Below are 16,002 nucleotides of genomic sequence, written 5' to 3' on the forward strand. Positions count from 1 at the left end.
GGTGTCACAGTGGGGGAGTGAGCAAAGCCGCCGCAGGGCAGAGGGGGTGAGGTCCGGCCGTGTCCGGAACCGGTTCGATCGCAGAAGTGGGCGTGCCGTCCGCGCGCTCCCGGGCCCTCGCCGTGCTGCGGGTCCGCAGCAGGGCGCTGGCCGCCGTGCTGCTGCCCGCCGCCCTCGCGGTGGTGCTGGTTGCCGCCCGGATGACGGGCCGGCTGGCCGGCGACCCCTGGCCGGCCGTCACCCTGGCCGTCTGCGCGGTGGCCGCGCTCGTGCTGCTGGCGGGCGGGATCTTCGGTGCCGTGGTGCTGCGGGCGAGGCCCGCCGTGACGCCCACCGTGCCGCTGCCCGAGGCCGCCGCGCCCGACCTGTACCGGCTCGTACGGGACCTTGCCGACCGGATGGGCGTGCCCGCGCCCTCCGCGATAGCCCTGACCCCTGACTGCGACAGCTGGCTGGAGGACCGCAGCCACGGTGCGCACCGCCGGGCCGGCGCGCGGATATCCGCCGGCACGAGCGGAGCCGACCGCCCCGAGTCGCAGCCCGGCGCGGCGCCCGTGCTGGTCATCGGCTCGCCGTTCCTGTGGTGGATGCGGGTCGCGGAGCTACGGGCCCTTCTGGCGCCGGTCGTCGCCGGTACCGGCCCCTCCGCGCACCCGGACATAGCCGACGCCCGCGGCTTCGTCCGGGGGCTGGACGCGGCGGTGGACGTGGGCGGACGGCCCGGCCTGGGCTGGCTCGTCGCCCGGCCCGCCCGGCTGCTGCTGCGGCTGTGCGGTGCGGACGCCGCCGAGATGGAGCGCGGGGTGGCCGCGGCGGCCTCGGATCGTGCACAGGGTGTGGACCAGGCGATGCGCACCGCCGCCCAGGAGCAGGTCGGCCTCGCCTACGCGGGCTGGGACCGGCTGCTGACCCGGGTCGCGCTGCCCGCCTGGCGGATGGGCCGCTGGCCCGCGCATCTCGACGCGGGGGTCGTCTCCGCCCTGACCGAGCTGTCCCGGCGCGACCGGCTGGCGGACGGTTTCGCCTCGCGCCTCGGGGAGCGCCCCGCGTGCGATCTGCTGGAGCAGCCCGGGCTGATCGACGAGGCGGCCTCGCTGCTGGCGGCCCGGCTGTTCCACGGCGGCCCGGCGGAGGCCGGCCCGGAGTGGTCGCCGGTGGACTGGGCGGCGTACCCGGAGGAGGTCGTCGACCGCAAGTGGCGCGTGGAGGCGGCCCGGCTCCACGCGGCCCTCGACGCCCTCTCCGTCCCCTCGGGAGCCGGGCCGTCCCCCGCGTCGGCGGCGGCGCCGGCCGGAGCCCGGGCCGAGGCGCCCGCGCCCGGCGGCGGGCAGACGACCCGTGCGGCCGGGCAGCCCGCGGCCCCGGCGACAGCCGCGACGACCGCCCGGTCCGAGACCGCGTCCGGAGCCGCCGAGCCCGCGGCCCCCACCGCCGCGCGGGCGGCCGCCCGGGGCACCGCTCAGGCCACCACCCCCCGGCCCACGCCGCCGCCCGGTGCCGAGGGAGCCCCGCCCGCCCCCGAGGCCGTCCACCACGCCTTCGGCGGGCCGACGCTGGAGCGGGTGCTCGGGTACCTCACGGACCCCGCCGGCGACGGGGCCGCCGGGGAGGCCCTGGCCGGGAGGCTCAGCGGGGACCTCGCGCGGGAGGAACGCACCGCCGACGCCGGCCCGGCCGGCCGCGGCCCCGGCAGGGGTGCCGACGCCCTCCCCCTGTTCCCGCTCCAGCCCCCGCGCAGTGGCCGGGACCTGCTCGCCGACCACGTGACGGCCCTGGTGTGCTGCGCGGCCGTGGACTCGGCGGGCGCCGGCCCCGGCCTGGACTGGCTCGACGGCCCGGTCCTGCTGGTCGACGGCGAGCGCCGGGCGGACCTGGCCCCCAAGGTCCTCTCCCTCGTCGAGGACGGAGACCCGGACCCCCTCCGCGACTGGCTCGCGGAGCTGGGCGTCCGCCCGGAAAAGCCCGTCCGGCTCGTCTGAGCCACCTGATTCGGACCCGTAGCACCCCCGCCTCCGACCCCGGCCCGCCCGCTGCCCCCGTACGCCCAGGGCGGCGGTGCCGGCGGCGCCACCCCGAGGGCCACCCCGGCGCCACCCCACCCGCCACGCGCAAGCGGCGTCCCGGGTTCCGATCCCGTCAATTCGCGACGAACGGTGACGGAGTGAGTGCGTTATGTGATGTGCTGGGATCGGTCGCGACGCGGGTGTCCGAAACCCGCCTCGCACCACCGTGTTCGAGAGACGCGTTCGGGGGCGCGAGGGAGGGGAGCGGAATGGGTTCGGACCAGATCCGGCGGTGGGAATCGGGTGCGCTCGCGCACGCGGTGAACGACCCCTTCGGCCAGGGCCCGCTGCCCTGGTTCCGGGGCAGCGAGGTGTACTTCGACGACACCGGCCAGGTCGTCCCCTGGTACGTGGACCCCGCCCTGGCCCCCGGCCAGACCCCCCCGTCCCGTGGCGGCGGCCCCCGGACCGCCGACGACGTGCACCGGCAGATCAAGGGCTTCACCTCCACCGGGGCCGTCGCCCCGGGCGAGGCCATCGACTTCCACATCACCGTCGACCCGCCCCAGCAGTTCCAGGTCGACGTCTACCGCATCGGCCACTACGGCGGCGACGGCGCCTCGAAGATCACCACCAGCCCCCGGCTGTCCGGCATCGTCCAGCCGCCCCCGCTCACCGCCGACCGCACGGTCTCCTGCCACCACTGGTGGCAGTCCTGGCGGCTCCAGGTCCCCTCGTACTGGAGCATCGGCGCGTACGTGGCCGTCCTCACCACCGCCGACGGCTACCGCTCCCACATCCCCTTCACGGTCCGCGACGACCACCCCGCCGACCTCCTGCTCCTGCTCCCGGACATCACCTGGCAGGCCTACAACCTCTACCCCGAGGACGGCCGCACCGGCGCCAGCCTCTACCACGCCTGGGACGAGGAGGGCCGGCTCCTCGGGGAGCAGGACGCGGCCATCACCGTCTCCTTCGACCGCCCCTACGCGGGCGCCGGCCTGCCCCTGCACGTCGGCCACGCCTACGACTTCATCCGCTGGGCCGAGCGCTACGGCTACGACCTCGCCTACGCCGACACCCGCGACCTGCACGCCGGCCGCGTCGACCCCACCCGCTACCGGGGCCTGGTCTTCCCCGGCCACGACGAGTACTGGTCGCTCCCCATGCGCCGCACCGTGGAACGCGCCCGCGACCACGGCACCTCGCTCGTCTTCCTCTCCGCCAACACCATGTACTGGCAGGTCGAACTGGCCCCCTCCCCCTCCGGGGTGCCCGACCGGCTCCTGACCTGCCGAAAACGCCGTGGCCCCGGCCGCCCCAGCCTGTGGCGCGAGGTCGACCGCCCCGAGCAGCAGCTGCTCGGCATCCAGTACGCGGGCCGCGTCCCCGAGCCCGCCCCCCTGATCGTCCGCAACGCCACGCACTGGCTCTGGGACTCCACCGGCGCCGCCGAGAACGACGCCCTCGACGGCCTGGTGGCGGGCGAGGCCGACCGGTACTTCCCGCGCACCCAGCTCCCCGAGCACCAGGACCGGATCCTGCTCGCCCACTCCCCGTACCTTGACGGCGAGGGCACCAAGCGGCACCAGGAGACCTCCCTCTACCGGGCCCCCAGCGGCGCCCTCGTCTTCGCCTCCGGCACCTTCGCCTGGTCACCCGCCCTGGACCGCCCCGGGCACGTGGACGAACGGATCCAGCGGGCCACGGCCAACCTCCTCGACCGGATCTGCAAGCGCGACTGAGGCGGCCGGGGCGCTCCGGGCCGGGAACGGCGCACCCCCCTGCCCCGGGCACGGCATCCCGTGCGGGAGAATGGTCACGCGCCCCGCGCTCGTACAGAACCACAGGGAGACCCCGTGCCCGGATTCGTCGAAAAGCCCGAGCCGGTGCAGGTGCCCGGCCTCGTCCACCTCCACACCGGCAAGGTCCGCGACCTCTACCGCGACGAGGACGGCAACCTCGTCATGGTCGCCAGCGACCGCATCTCCGCCGCCGACTGGGTGCTGCCCACCGAGATCCCGGAGAAGGGCCGCATCCTGACGCAGCTCTCCCTCTGGTGGTTCGAGCAGCTCGTGGACCTGGTCCCGAACCACGTCATCAGCACCGACCTGCCCGCCGGCGCCCCCGCCGACTGGGAGGGCCGCACGCTGGTCTGCAAGAGCCTCGACATGGTGCCCGTCGAGTGCGTGGCCCGCGGCTACCTCACCGGCTCCGGCCTCAAGGAGTACGTCCAGACCCGCACGGTCTGCGGCCTCGCCCTCCCCGAGGGCCTGGTGGACGGCTCCGAGCTGCCCGCCCCGATCTTCACCCCGGCCGCCAAGGCCGAGGTCGGCGACCACGACGAGAACGTCTCCTACGAGGAGGTTGCCCGCACCACCGGCGCCGAGACGGCGGCGCTGCTGCGCCAGACCACCCTCGCCGTGTACGGGCGGGCCCGCGACATCGCCCGCGAGCGCGGCATCATCCTCGCGGACACCAAGTTCGAGTTCGGCTTCGACAAGGACGGCACGCTCGTCGCCGCCGACGAGGTCCTCACCCCGGACTCGTCCCGCTTCTGGCCCGCCGACCAGTGGCAGCCGGGCCGCACGCAGCCCTCGTTCGACAAGCAGTACGTCCGCGACTGGCTGGCCTCCCCGGCCTCCGGCTGGGACTCCAAGGGCGAACTCCCGCCGCCGGTCCTCCCGCAGGGGGTCGTGGCGCAGACCCGCGCCAAGTACGTCGAGGCCTACGAGCGCCTGACCGGCCAGACCTGGAGCTGATACGCCGAAGGCCCCGATCAACCGATCGGGGCCTTCGTTCGCTGAGCGGACAACGCGACTCGAACGCGCGACATCCACCTTGGCAAGGTGGTGCTCTACCAACTGAGCTATGTCCGCCTGTGCGCCGTAGCGCGAGACCTACTATACCCAACCCCGGGACCGGGCGAGACGCACCGCCGTGTGACGGTTCCCGGCGCCCAGCTTCGTGGCCGCCGAGGACAGGTAGTTCCGCACGGTCCCCGGCGACAGGCGGGCCCGCTCCGCGATCTCCGCGACGGGCGCCCCGTCCGCGGCGAGTTCCAGCACCTCGGCCTCGCGGGCCGTCAGCGGGGAGTCACCCGCGCTGATCGCGTCGGCCGCCAACCCCGGGTCCACGTAACGGCCTCCGGCGTGCACGGTACGGATCAGCTCCGCCAGCCGCTGCGCCGAGACCGTCTTCGGGGCGAAGGCCCGCACCCCCGCCGCGAGGGCCCGCTTCAGATGCCCGGGACGGCCGTGACTGGTCACGATCATGACCTTGCAGTCGGGCAGTTCGGCCCGCAGTGCCGTGGCGACGCTCACACCGTCCGCCCCCGGCATCTGGAGGTCCAGCACCGCCACGTCGGGCCGGTGGGCCCGCGCCATGGCCAGCGCCTCCGGCCCGGAGGCCGCCTCGGCGACGACCGCCAGATCGTCCTCCAGACCCAGCAGGGCGGCCAGCGCGCCCCGGATCAGGTGCTCGTCATCCGCCAGCAGTACCCGTACGGGGCTCACGCCCGCACCTCCACTCGTCGTGCGTCCAGGGGTATCTCGGCCCGCAGCCGGAACCGGCCGCCGCCGGCCGGCCCCGCGTGCAGGGTCCCGCCGACGGCCGCGAGCCGCTCCCGCAGCCCCGCGAGCCCGGATCCGGGCGGTCCGGCGGGTGCCTCGGGCACCCCGTCGTTCTCCACCAGCAGGGTCAGGGTGCCCGCGCCCTCCCGGTTCGTCAGCCGGATCAGGCAGCTGCGGGCGTCCCCGTGCCGCAGTACGTTCGTGGTCGCCTCCCGGACCACCCAGCCGAGCGCCGACTGCACTTCGGCCGGCAGTTCCCGCCCGGCCGTCGCGAACTCGACCCGGCAGTCCATCCCGGCCGCGCTGAGTACCCCGCGGGCGCCCTCCAGTTCCACCGCGAGGTCCGCCTCCCGGTAGCCGCGCACGACGTCGCGCACCTCCATCTGCGACTCGCGCGCGATCCGCTGCACCTCGATCATCTGGTCCACGGCCTCGGGGCGTTCGCGCCGGGCCAGCTGCACCGCCAGCTCGCTCTTGAGGGCGATGACCGCCAGGTTGCGGCCCATCACGTCGTGCAGGTCCCGCCCGAACCGCAGCCGCTCCTCCGCGACGGCGAGCCGGGCCTGGAGCTCCCGGGCGTGGTCGAGCTCGTAGACGGTGCGCAGCAGCCAGCCGGAGAACCCGCAGGTGAAGGCGAGGAAGGCAGAGGCCAGCAGGACGCTGACGAAGTACCCGACGACCTCGTTCGACGGCAGGCCCAGCGCGGCGGCGGCCACAGCGGTCCCGGCCGCGGCGGCCGGGGGCACGTACCTCATGTGCCGGACCTTCTGCAGGGTCATCACGAACGATCCGCAGCCGAAGCAGCTCACCCCGACCACCATGCCGGGCGCCGCGGTCGCGTCGAGCCCGGCGAACCGGCGCAGACAGATGAGGAGGAGCACGGCGGCGGAGGTGAGCACCATGGTCACCACCGCGAGCCGCACGGGCCGTTCGCGCCGGCCGCTCACCCCGTCCAGGGCCCTGGAGGAAAGGAACCCGACGAGGACGGAGTGCGCGCAGACCACCAGGAAGGCCGCGGTGGGGACGGCCGGGGAGTGCGGGGAGAGCTTCCCCTGGACCGTGAAGGCCATCGACCCGAACGAGAAGATCTCCACGAGGACGAAGAAGTGGAACGACCAGCGCGTGTACACCTCGACCTTGCCCGCACTGCTGCGGTTCTTCCACCACCCGGTCAGCTTCGACACGACCCGTCCCCCCGGCCCTTCCCTCGTCCAACGGCGCGGTTCCCACCGGAACCACCGCTGGACAGCATGCTCCAAGGCTCCCGGCGGGCCGGGCGGGGGAGCAGTGCGCGTTGTCATCACCCCCGATGACATTTGTCATCGGGGGTGAGCCGTGCCACAAAGGCGCAACGGCACGACACAACGACAGAGGCCCCGATCGAAGATCGGGGCCTCTGTCATCTGAGCGGACGACGCGACTCGAACGCGCGACATCCACCTTGGCAAGGTGGTGCTCTACCAACTGAGCTACGTCCGCATACCCAGCTACGACCCGAGAGCCGTTGGCTGTGTGCCTCACTCTACCTGATCCACGACCGTGGTCGGTAAAGCGATGCAGAGCGGGTGACAGGGATTGCACACTGCGCCTCCCCCCTGGAAGGGGGGTGTTCTGCTACTGAACTACACCCGCACGACTTCGGTTCCCGGCCTTCCGGCCTGGCCCCTCGGCGTGATCCACACATTAGCCGATCGGAGGGGGTGCATGGCAAATCCGGGGTCAGTGGGCGTCGTTGTAGGCCGCGTAGACCGCCTTCGGGATGCGCCCGCGCGGAGGCACGTCGTGCCCGTTGGAGCGGGCCCAGGCCCGGACGACCGCCGGGTCCGGGGCGACGGCCGTGTGCTTGAAGGCCTTGCCCGAGCGGGACTGGCGGCGGCCGGCGGCCACGAAGGGCGCCAGGCTCTTCCGCAGTTTCTTTGCGTTCGCCACATTGAGGTCGATCTCGTAGGACTTACCGTCCAGGGCGAACGTGACCGTTTCCGACGCTTCCCCGCCGTCGAGGTCGTCGGAGATCGTGACTACTACGCGCTGCGCCACGGATATCGGTCCCTTCGTGCGCCTCGCCGCGCGCGCTGACGTGCGGTGATGTCGCCTGTGTGGATGTTTCGGTGGAATACGTCAAACCGTCGGAATCCCGGCTGATTCCTTTGTACCGCGAATCCCATTGAATTGCGAAGCCCAGTTAATTCCCCCCGCGTGTCCCGCCGCAATGCCGGGCGAGTGGTTTTCCGGTGGATTTTGCGAAGCGTTGGTGAAGCCGAAACCGCGGGCCCCTCGCCCCCGTCCGATATCTACCCGCGTAGAAATTTTGGCCGGGTACGCTGAGGGAACCGCCTTGCACCAACCACCTCATCGGGAGTGCCAGTGGCACGCGTCGTAGTCGACGTCATGCTCAAGCCGGAGATCCTCGACCCCCAGGGCCAGGCGGTGCAGCGTGCACTGCCGCGCCTGGGCTTCGAGGGGATCGCCGACGTCCGCCAGGGGAAGCGCTTCGAACTGGAAGTGGAGGGAGAGGTCGACCAGGCCGCCCTCGACCGCATCCACAAGATGGCCGAAACGTTCCTCGCCAACACCGTCATCGAAGACTTCACCGTGAAGGTCGAGGCCTGACGGTGACCACTCGCATCGGTGTCGTCACGTTCCCCGGAACGCTCGACGACCGTGACTCGCTGCGCGCCGTCCGCCTCGCGGGGGCCGAGCCGGTCTCGCTGTGGCACCGCGACAAGGACCTGCACCAGGTCGACGCGGTCGTCCTCGCGGGCGGCTTCTCCTACGGGGACTACCTGCGCGCCGGGGCCATCTCCCGCTTCTCGCCGGTGATGGAGACCATCACCGAGCAGGCCAGGGCCGGCATGCCGGTCCTCGGCATCTGCAACGGCTTCCAGGTCCTCACCGAGGCCCACCTGCTGCCGGGGGCGATGCTCCGCAACAACCACCTCCACTTCATCTGCCGCGACCAGAAGCTGCGCGTGGAGAACGCGCAGACCGCCTGGACCGGCGACTACGAGCAGGGCCAGGAGATCTCGGTCCCGCTCAAGAACATGGACGGCCGGTACGTCGCCGACGAGCGCACGCTCGACGAACTGGAGGCCGAAGGCCGAGTGGCCTTCCGGTACGTGGACATGAACCCGAACGGCTCGCTGCGCGACATCGCCGGGATCACCAACGCCGAGGGCAACGTCGTCGGCCTGATGCCGCACCCCGAGCACGCGGTCGAGCCGCTGATCGGGACCGGCCGCACCGACGGCCTCCCGTTCTTCACGTCGGTCCTGAAGAAGCTGGTCAGCGCATGAGCCTCGACACCGTAAAGAACGCCACCGAGACCCCGGACGCCTCCCAGCCCTGGAAGGAACTCGGCCTCAAGGAGGACGAGTACGCCCGGATCCGCGAGATCCTCGGCCGCCGTCCCACCGGCGCCGAGCTCGCCATGTACTCCGTCATGTGGTCCGAGCACTGCTCGTACAAGAGCAGCAAGGTCCACCTGAAGCAGTTCGGCGAGAAGGCCCCCGAGAACGACGCCATGCTCGTCGGCATCGGCGAGAACGCCGGCGTCGTCGACGTCGGCCAGGGCTACGCGGTCACTTTCAAGGTCGAGTCGCACAACCACCCGTCGTACATCGAGCCCTACCAGGGCGCGGCCACCGGCGTCGGCGGCATCGTCCGCGACATCCTCGCCATGGGCGCCCGCCCGGTCGCCGTCGTGGACCCGCTGCGCTTCGGCGCCGCCGACCACCCCGACACCAAGCGCGTCCTGCCGGGCGTCGTCGCGGGCATCGGCGGCTACGGCAACTGCCTGGGCCTGCCCAACATCGGCGGCGAGGTCGTCTTCGACGCCTGCTACCAGGGCAACCCGCTGGTCAACGCCGGCTGCATCGGCGTGATGAAGCACGAGGACATCCACCTCGCCAAGGCCTCCGGCCCCGGCAACAAGGTCATCCTCTACGGCGCCCGCACGGGCGGCGACGGCATCGGCGGCGTGTCCGTGCTGGCCTCGGAGACCTTCGACGACAGCAAGCCCACCAAGCGCCCCGCGGTCCAGGTCGGCGACCCCTTCCAGGAGAAGCTCCTCATCGAGTGCACCCTGGAGATCTTCAAGGAGAAGCTGGTCGCGGGCATCCAGGACCTCGGCGGCGCCGGGCTCTCCTGCGCCACCTCCGAGCTGGCCTCGGCCGGTTCCGGCGGCATGCGGGTCGAGCTGGACACCGTCCCGCTGCGCGACGCGACGCTCTCGCCCGAGGAGATCCTCATGAGCGAGTCGCAGGAGCGCATGTGCGCGATCGTCGAGCCGCAGCACGTCGCCCGCTTCATGGAGATCTGCGAGAAGTGGGACGTCATCGCCACCGTCATCGGTGAGGTGACCGACGGCGAGCGCCTGGAGATCTTCTGGCACGGCGAGCAGATCGTGGACGTGCCCCCGGGCACCGTCGCCCACGAGGGCCCGGTCTACCACCGCCCCTACGCCCGCCCCGAGTGGCAGGACGCCCTCCAGGCCGACGACGCGGGCCTGCTGCCCCGCCCGCAGACCTCCGAGGAGCTCCGCGCGCAGGTCCTGGCCCTGGTCTCCTCCCCGAACCAGGCCTCCAAGTCCTGGGTCACCGACCAGTACGACCGCTTCGTGCAGGGCAACACCGTCCTGGCGCAGCCCGAGGACGCGGGCATGGTCCGCATCGACGAGGAGTCCAACCTCGGCGTCGCCATGGCCACCGACGGCAACGGCCGCTACGCCAAGCTCGACCCGTACACGGGCGCGCAGCTGGCCCTGGCCGAGGCGTACCGCAACGTCGCCGCGACCGGCGCCAAGCCGCTGGCCATCTCCGACTGCCTGAACTTCGGCTCCCCCGAGGACCCGGGCGTCATGTGGCAGTTCGCCGAGGCCACCCGCGGCCTCGCGGACGGCTGCCTGGAGCTGGGCACTCCGGTGACCGGCGGCAACGTCTCCCTCTACAACCAGACGGGCGACGTCGCGATCCACCCGACGCCGGTCGTGGCGGTCCTCGGCGTCATCGACGACGTCAACCGCCGCACGCCGATGGCGTTCAAGGAGACCGGCCAGCTCCTGTACCTGCTGGGCGACACGGCCGAGGAGTTCGGCGGCTCGGCGTGGTCCCAGGTCGTCCACGACCACCTCGGCGGCCTGCCGCCCAAGGTGGACCTGGGCCGCGAGAAGCTCCTGGCCGACATCCTGATCTCGGCCTCGCGCGACGGCATGATCGACGCCGCGCACGACCTGTCCGACGGCGGCGTGATCCAGGCGCTCACCGAGTCCTGCCTCAAGGGCGGCAACGGTGCGCGGATCGTCGTCCCCGAGGGCCTGGACGCGTTCACCTTCCTGTTCTCCGAGTCCGCGGGCCGCGCCATCGTGTCGGTCCCGCGCAGCGAGGAGCTCCGCTTCACCGACATGTGCGGCGCGCGGGGCCTCCCCGCCACCCGCATCGGCGTGGTGGACGGCGAGGAGATCGAGGTCCAGGGCGAGTTCACCCTCCCCCTGGCGGAACTCCGCGAGGCCCACGAGGCCACGATCCCGGCCCTCCTGGCCTGATCCCGCCCCGGCGCCCGCCGCACCGAGCCCCCGTCCGGCCCGTCCGGACGGGGGCCCGGCCGTTCCCGGGACCGGTTGGCGGCGAGCCCGGCTCGACGAGGTGTTCAGGGCCTACGCCGCCGCGACGGCCGCACGCCGAGGCTGCACGGGGGCTGAGCCTCCCCCAGTAGGGTCGGGGCATGGCGCCCGGGAAGAAGAAGACGCGTACCTACGACCAAGCGAAGATCCGCGCGGCCGTCACCGCCCAGTTCGGGCATGTCGCCGCAGCCGTGCGGGACTTGGGGGCGGCGGAGCTCGCGCGGCCCAGCGGGGTCGGGGAGTGGAGCGTCGGGGACCTCGCCGGGCACATCGCCTGGATCGCGGACTCGCTGGCCGGGGGGCTGGCCCGGCCGCCGGCCGCCATCGCCGAGCTGAGCGCCGTCGAGTGGCCCTTCGCCACCGCCTCCCTCGCCGGGAAGATCTCCGAGGCCGCCCGGGAGACCCTGGCCGGCGCCCCGCTCGCCGAGCTGTTCGAGCGGGCGGGCGCGCGGATGGCCGAGGCCCTGGAGGCGAACCCCGGCAGCCGGGTGATGCACCTGTGGATCGGGGACATGACCCTCGCCGACTTCCTGGTCACCCGGACCGTGGAGCTCGTGGTGCACACCGACGACCTGAACCGGGCCACCGGCCTGGACATCCCCCTGGAGCGGCAGGCCCTGGCCGCCTGCACCCGGCTGCTCGCCGACGCCCTCGCCGTGAAGGCGCCCGGCGGGGCGGTGGAGGTGCGGATCCCGCCCTTCGCCGTGGTCCAGTGCGTCGAGGGCCCCCGGCACACCCGCGGCACCCCGCCCAACGTGGTCGAGACCGACCCGCTGACCTGGCTCCGGCTCGCCACCGGCCGGACCGGCTGGGCCGAGGCCCTGGAGGAGGCCCGGGTCAGCGCCGGCGGCGAGCGGGCCGACCTGTCCGGGCTGCTGCCGCTGATGAGCTGAGGTGGAACCGGAGGCAGCCCGGGCCCGTCCCAGCGGCATGCGCATCCTCAGGCACCCCGCCGGGCCCGCCGCCGCAGGGCTGGTCCTCGTCCTGGCGGCGCTGACCGGCTGCACGGCGGCCCCGCAGGGCGGGAGCGGCATCCCCGTGACCGGCCGGATCACCGCCACGGCCCCGGAACCGGCCGCCGCCGCCCCGCTGACCGTGACCGACTGGACCGTGACCGCCCTGTCCGGCGCCCCGGTCCCCGCCGGAGCGGCCGGCCGGGCCCGGTTCACCCTGGCCCCCGACGGCACCGCCGGCGGCAGCCTCGGCTGCAACCGGTTCAGCGCCCCGGCCGCCGTCACCGGCGACACCGTCACCTTCGGCCCGGTCACCAGTACCCGCATGGCGTGCGAGGGCCCGCCCGGCGAGGTCGAGCGGACGCTCACCGGCCTGTTCGGCGCGGGCCCGCTCGCCTGGAAGATCCACGGGCGCACCCTCACCCTCACCGCGGCCGACGGCCGGACCCTGACCGCCGAGGCGGCCTCGGCCGCCGAGTGAGCGGGCTCAGGCCGGGTACGGGAGCAGCCCCGCGTCCGTCTTCTCCCAGGCCGCCCGCAGCTCCGCCAGGCGGCCCGGTTCCGCGGCGGCCCGGTCGGCCTGCTCGCGCACGTCCCCGGCCAGGTCGAACAGCTGGTCCCGGCCCGACCTGCCGCGGTAGTACTTCCAGTCGCCCCGGCGCAGCGCCCGCTCCCCGCGCACCCGCCAGAACAGGTCGCGCTCGGCGATCCCCTCGCCGCGCAGCAGGTACCCGGCCAGGCTCACCCCGTCCAGCGGGTACGCCGGGTCCGGGCGGGCCCCGGCGACCTCCAGCAGGGTCGCCGTCCAGTCGGGGCTGAACACCGGGACCCGGCTGACCTGGCCGCCGTCGATCCGGGCGGGCCAGCGCAGGATGTTCGGCACCCTGATCCCGCCCTCCTGGAGGGAGGCCTTGTTGCCGGAGAGCGGCCAGTTGTAGGAGAAGCGCTCGCCGCCGTTGTCGCTGGAGAAGACGACCAGGGTGTCCTCCTCCTGGCCCGAGCGCTTCAGCGCGTCCAGCACCCGGCCCACCGAGCGGTCCAGGTCTTCCACCATCTGCCGGTACTTCTCCACCGAGCCGCCGTCCTGGTGCCACAGCGCCCGGGCATCGCCCGCCTTGATCCGCCGGACGATCCCGGCGCTCTCCGCAGTGTCCCCCTCGGCGATCCACGGCCAGTGCGGGGTGGTGAAGTTCAGGTTCAGCAGCCAGGGCTTGCCGTGGTGGTCACGCGAGACGTACTCGCTCGCCCGCTCCGTGATGATCCTCGTGTAGTAGCGCAGGTCCTTGTACTCGGCGTCGCCCTCGTACAGGTCGTACTCGCCGCCCAGGCCCAGCTTGGAGTAGTACTCCAGCGCCCCGCCGAAGTTCCCGAAGAACTCCTCCCAGCCCGACCGGGTGGGGCTGTAGTCCGGCAGGTAGCCGCAGTGCCACTTGCCGATCAGCGCGGTGGCGTACCCGCCGGCGCGCAGCAGCGAGGCGAGGGTGGGGTGCGTGGGCTCCAGTCCGGCCGACTTGTCGGCGATCGGCTCCGCCAGACCGCCCTTCGTACGGGCCGGGTACCGGCCGGTGTACAGGCTGAAGCGGGTCGGGGAGCAGGTGGCGGAGCCGGAGTAGGCGTCCGTGAAGCGGACCCCCTCGCGGGCGAGGCGGTCCAGGTTCGGGGTCTTGATGTGCGGGGACCCGTACGAGGACAGATCGGCCCAGCCGAGGTCGTCGCCCAGGATGAACAGGATGTTCGGGCGCCGCGAGTGGCGGCCCCGCGCGGCGCGGAACGCGCGCTCCCGAGGGGCCGCACCAGGGGCCTCGGCGGCGTGCGCCGGACCGGCGCCCAGGCCCGCGGCGGCGGCCGCCGCGGTCGCTCCGACGGCACCTCCGAAGGCACGGCGGGACAGCTTGCTGTTGGACGAAGACACGAATACTCCAGGACAGGGCTCGGCAGCCCTCGCCCCGGGCGCGCACGGGACGGCGCGCGGCACGGCGGAGCGGGGCACGGCGGAGCGAAATCAGGAAAAGGGAGAAAGAGTTGTGACTACGCGCAGCGGCGACAGATGGCGCTCGCGACACGGACCAGGTCCACGTGTCGGCGCTCTACGAGGGTGACGGCACGGTCACCGAGGGGCTGCATGGGGCGAGAGCCTGTACGAATGCCCTCGTAGATGTCAACAAAAGATCCGAATACCGAGACGGAGGCATCCGGTCACCCTCTGTGCTGTGACATTTCCCGGCCTTCCCCAATTCGGACCAGTGGTCGATCTCGCCTACACTCGGGAACGTGCCTCGTGGTGATGGACGACTCAACCACGACCTGCTCCCCGGCGAGAAGGGCCCCCAGGACGCTTGCGGCGTCTTCGGTGTCTGGGCTCCGGGTGAAGAGGTCGCCAAGCTCACCTACTTCGGACTGTATGCACTGCAGCACCGCGGACAAGAGTCCGCGGGAATCGCTGTGAGCAACGGTTCCCAGATCCTCGTCTTCAAGGACATGGGCCTCGTTTCCCAGGTCTTCGACGAAACCTCCCTCGGTTCGCTCCAGGGTCATATCGCGGTCGGTCACGCCCGCTACTCGACCACCGGAGCGTCCGTCTGGGAGAACGCTCAGCCCACTTTCAGGGCGACCGCCCACGGCTCGATCGCCCTGGGTCACAACGGCAACCTGGTGAACACCGCCGAGCTCGCCGAGATGGTCGCCGACCTCCCCCGTCAGGACGGCCGCGCCACCCAGGTGGCGGCCACCAACGACACCGACCTGGTGACCGCCCTCCTCGCCGGCCAGACCGACGACGACGGCACGCCCCTGACCATCGAGGAGTCGGCCGCCAAGGTCCTCCCCCAGGTCAAGGGCGCCTTCTCGCTGGTGTTCATGGACGAGGGAACCCTCTACACCGCCCGTGACCCGCAGGGCATCCGCCCGCTGGTCCTCGGCCGCCTGGAGCGCGGCTGGGTGGTCGCGAGCGAGACCGCCGCACTCGACATCGTGGGCGCCAGCTTCGTCCGCGAGGTCGAGCCGGGCGAGCTCATCGCGATCGACGAGAACGGCCTGCGCACCTCGCGCTTCGCAGAAGCGAAGCCCAAGGGCTGTGTGTTCGAGTACGTCTACCTGGCGCGCCCGGACACCGACATCGCCGGCCGCAACGTCTACCTCTCGCGCGTCGAGATGGGCCGGCGCCTCGCCAAGGAAGCCCCGGTCGACGCCGACCTGGTGATAGCGACGCCGGAATCCGGCACGCCCGCCGCCGTCGGCTACGCCGAGGCCAGCGGGATCCCGTACGGCTCCGGCCTGGTCAAGAACGCCTACGTCGGCCGGACCTTCATCCAGCCCTCGCAGACGATCCGCCAGCTCGGCATCCGCCTCAAGCTCAACCCGCTCAAGGAAGTCATCCGGGGCAAGCGCCTCGTCGTCGTCGACGACTCGATCGTCCGCGGCAACACCCAGCGCGCCCTCGTGAAGATGCTCCGCGAGGCCGGCGCGGCCGAGGTCCACATCCGGATCTCCTCGCCGCCGGTGAAGTGGCCGTGCTTCTTCGGCATCGACTTCGCCACCCGGGCCGAGCTGATCGCCAACGGCATGACGGTCGACGAGATCGCCACGTCGCTGGGCGCCGACTCGCTCTCGTACATCTCGCTCGACGCGATGATCGAGGCGACCACCATCCAGAAGCCCAACCTCTGCCGCGCCTGCTTCGACGGCGAGTACCCCATGGAGCTGCCCGACCCGCAGCTCCTGGGCAAGCAGCTCCTGGAGAACGAGCTCGCGGGCGGCACCGACGCCGCCGACGCGCTCCGCCGCCCGTAGGCCCGTGGGCCGGCCCTTCCCGGGCCGGCCCGGCTCCACCTGCGCCGAGCCCTGTCTTTGAGGCTTCT

General features: G+C 72.7%; 14 protein-coding genes and 3 tRNA genes. 9 read left to right on the forward strand and 8 right to left on the reverse strand.

Annotated elements, in window-relative coordinates:
* Positions 1-59 precede the first annotated feature (59 nt).
* The 3 genes from BX286_RS19530 (at position 60) to BX286_RS19540 (ending at position 4,765) form a co-directional block, all read left to right on the forward strand.
* Complete coding sequence (locus BX286_RS19530) at positions 60-1,979, forward strand: hypothetical protein (protein ID WP_121015646.1); 1,920 nt, start codon at positions 60-62, stop codon at positions 1,977-1,979.
* Between the two features lie 293 nt (positions 1,980-2,272).
* Positions 2,273-3,748, forward strand: a complete 1,476-nt coding sequence (locus tag BX286_RS19535; RefSeq protein ID WP_121015648.1) for a N,N-dimethylformamidase beta subunit family domain-containing protein — start codon at positions 2,273-2,275, stop codon at positions 3,746-3,748.
* 114 nt (positions 3,749-3,862) lie between these two features.
* Positions 3,863-4,765, forward strand: a complete 903-nt coding sequence (locus BX286_RS19540; RefSeq protein WP_079428886.1) for a phosphoribosylaminoimidazolesuccinocarboxamide synthase — start codon at positions 3,863-3,865, stop codon at positions 4,763-4,765.
* A gap of 44 nt (positions 4,766-4,809) precedes the next feature.
* Here the strand turns inward: BX286_RS19540 and BX286_RS19545 are convergent.
* From BX286_RS19545 to BX286_RS19570, 6 genes are all read right to left on the reverse strand, one after another.
* A tRNA-Gly gene (locus BX286_RS19545) sits at positions 4,810-4,882 on the reverse strand.
* A 24-nt stretch (positions 4,883-4,906) separates the two neighbouring features.
* Positions 4,907-5,518: a response regulator transcription factor gene (locus BX286_RS19550; protein WP_079428888.1), complete on the reverse strand. Its 612-nt coding sequence runs from the start codon at positions 5,516-5,518 to the stop codon at positions 4,907-4,909.
* On the reverse strand, positions 5,515-6,759 hold the full coding sequence (locus BX286_RS19555) for a sensor histidine kinase (protein ID WP_079428890.1): 1,245 nt from the start codon (positions 6,757-6,759) through the stop codon (positions 5,515-5,517). Before BX286_RS19555 ends, BX286_RS19550 begins: the two co-directional genes overlap by 4 nt.
* Before the next feature lie 222 nt (positions 6,760-6,981).
* Positions 6,982-7,054, reverse strand: a tRNA-Gly gene (locus BX286_RS19560).
* 81 nt (positions 7,055-7,135) lie between these two features.
* Positions 7,136-7,207 (reverse strand) — tRNA-Gly (locus BX286_RS19565).
* Positions 7,208-7,294: 87 nt separating this feature from the next.
* A complete protein-coding gene (locus tag BX286_RS19570; protein WP_079428892.1) occupies positions 7,295-7,612 on the reverse strand; it encodes an Lsr2 family protein in 318 nt (105 codons plus the stop codon).
* A 321-nt stretch (positions 7,613-7,933) separates the two neighbouring features.
* On the opposite strand from BX286_RS19570, the gene purS reads away from it, so the two are divergent.
* From purS to BX286_RS19595, 5 genes are all read left to right on the forward strand, one after another.
* A complete protein-coding gene (gene purS, locus BX286_RS19575; protein ID WP_257790362.1) occupies positions 7,934-8,185 on the forward strand; it encodes a phosphoribosylformylglycinamidine synthase subunit PurS in 252 nt (83 codons plus the stop codon).
* 2 nt (positions 8,186-8,187) lie between these two features.
* Positions 8,188-8,868 carry a phosphoribosylformylglycinamidine synthase subunit PurQ gene (gene purQ, locus BX286_RS19580; protein WP_079428894.1) on the forward strand — a complete coding sequence of 227 codons (681 nt, stop codon included), beginning with the start codon at positions 8,188-8,190 and terminating at the stop codon, positions 8,866-8,868.
* On the forward strand, positions 8,865-11,114 hold the full coding sequence (gene purL, locus BX286_RS19585) for a phosphoribosylformylglycinamidine synthase subunit PurL (RefSeq protein WP_079428896.1): 2,250 nt from the start codon (positions 8,865-8,867) through the stop codon (positions 11,112-11,114). Before purQ ends, purL begins: the two co-directional genes overlap by 4 nt.
* Positions 11,115-11,293: 179 nt before the next feature.
* Positions 11,294-12,085, forward strand: a complete 792-nt coding sequence (locus tag BX286_RS19590; RefSeq protein ID WP_079428898.1) for a maleylpyruvate isomerase family mycothiol-dependent enzyme — start codon at positions 11,294-11,296, stop codon at positions 12,083-12,085.
* Position 12,086: 1 nt separating this feature from the next.
* Positions 12,087-12,626, forward strand: a complete 540-nt coding sequence (locus BX286_RS19595; protein WP_121015650.1) for an META domain-containing protein — start codon at positions 12,087-12,089, stop codon at positions 12,624-12,626.
* Positions 12,627-12,632: 6 nt separating this feature from the next.
* Here the strand turns inward: BX286_RS19595 and BX286_RS19600 are convergent, their stop codons facing one another.
* Both BX286_RS19600 and BX286_RS38035 read right to left on the reverse strand, forming a co-directional pair.
* Positions 12,633-14,057, reverse strand: coding sequence for a sulfatase (locus BX286_RS19600; protein ID WP_261993468.1), 1,425 nt, complete (start codon positions 14,055-14,057; stop codon positions 12,633-12,635).
* Positions 14,058-14,173: 116 nt separating this feature from the next.
* Entirely contained in the window at positions 14,174-14,269 is a 96-nt protein-coding gene (locus BX286_RS38035) for a putative leader peptide (RefSeq protein ID WP_323188240.1), read from the reverse strand.
* A gap of 147 nt (positions 14,270-14,416) precedes the next feature.
* On the opposite strand from BX286_RS38035, the gene purF reads away from it, so the two are divergent.
* A complete protein-coding gene (gene purF, locus BX286_RS19605) occupies positions 14,417-15,934 on the forward strand; it encodes an amidophosphoribosyltransferase (RefSeq protein ID WP_079428904.1) in 1,518 nt (505 codons plus the stop codon).
* The last annotated feature ends 68 nt before the right edge of the window (positions 15,935-16,002 follow it).

It is taken from the genome of Streptomyces sp. 3211.6, from assembly GCF_003634815.1.
Classification (GTDB): Bacteria; Actinomycetota; Actinomycetes; order Streptomycetales; family Streptomycetaceae; genus Streptomyces; species Streptomyces katrae_A.

Bases quoted from the DNA above. Each gene is read 5' to 3' on its own strand.
- BX286_RS19590 (WP_079428898.1), top strand. From the start codon at position 11,294: ATGGCGCCCGGGAAGAAGAAGACGCGTACCTACGACCAAGCGAAGATC.
- BX286_RS38035 (WP_323188240.1), bottom strand. From the start codon at position 14,269: ATGCAGCCCCTCGGTGACCGTGCCGTCACCCTCGTAGAGCGCCGACAC.
- purL (WP_079428896.1), top strand. From the start codon at position 8,865: ATGAGCCTCGACACCGTAAAGAACGCCACCGAGACCCCGGACGCCTCC.
- BX286_RS19535 (WP_121015648.1), top strand. From the start codon at position 2,273: ATGGGTTCGGACCAGATCCGGCGGTGGGAATCGGGTGCGCTCGCGCAC.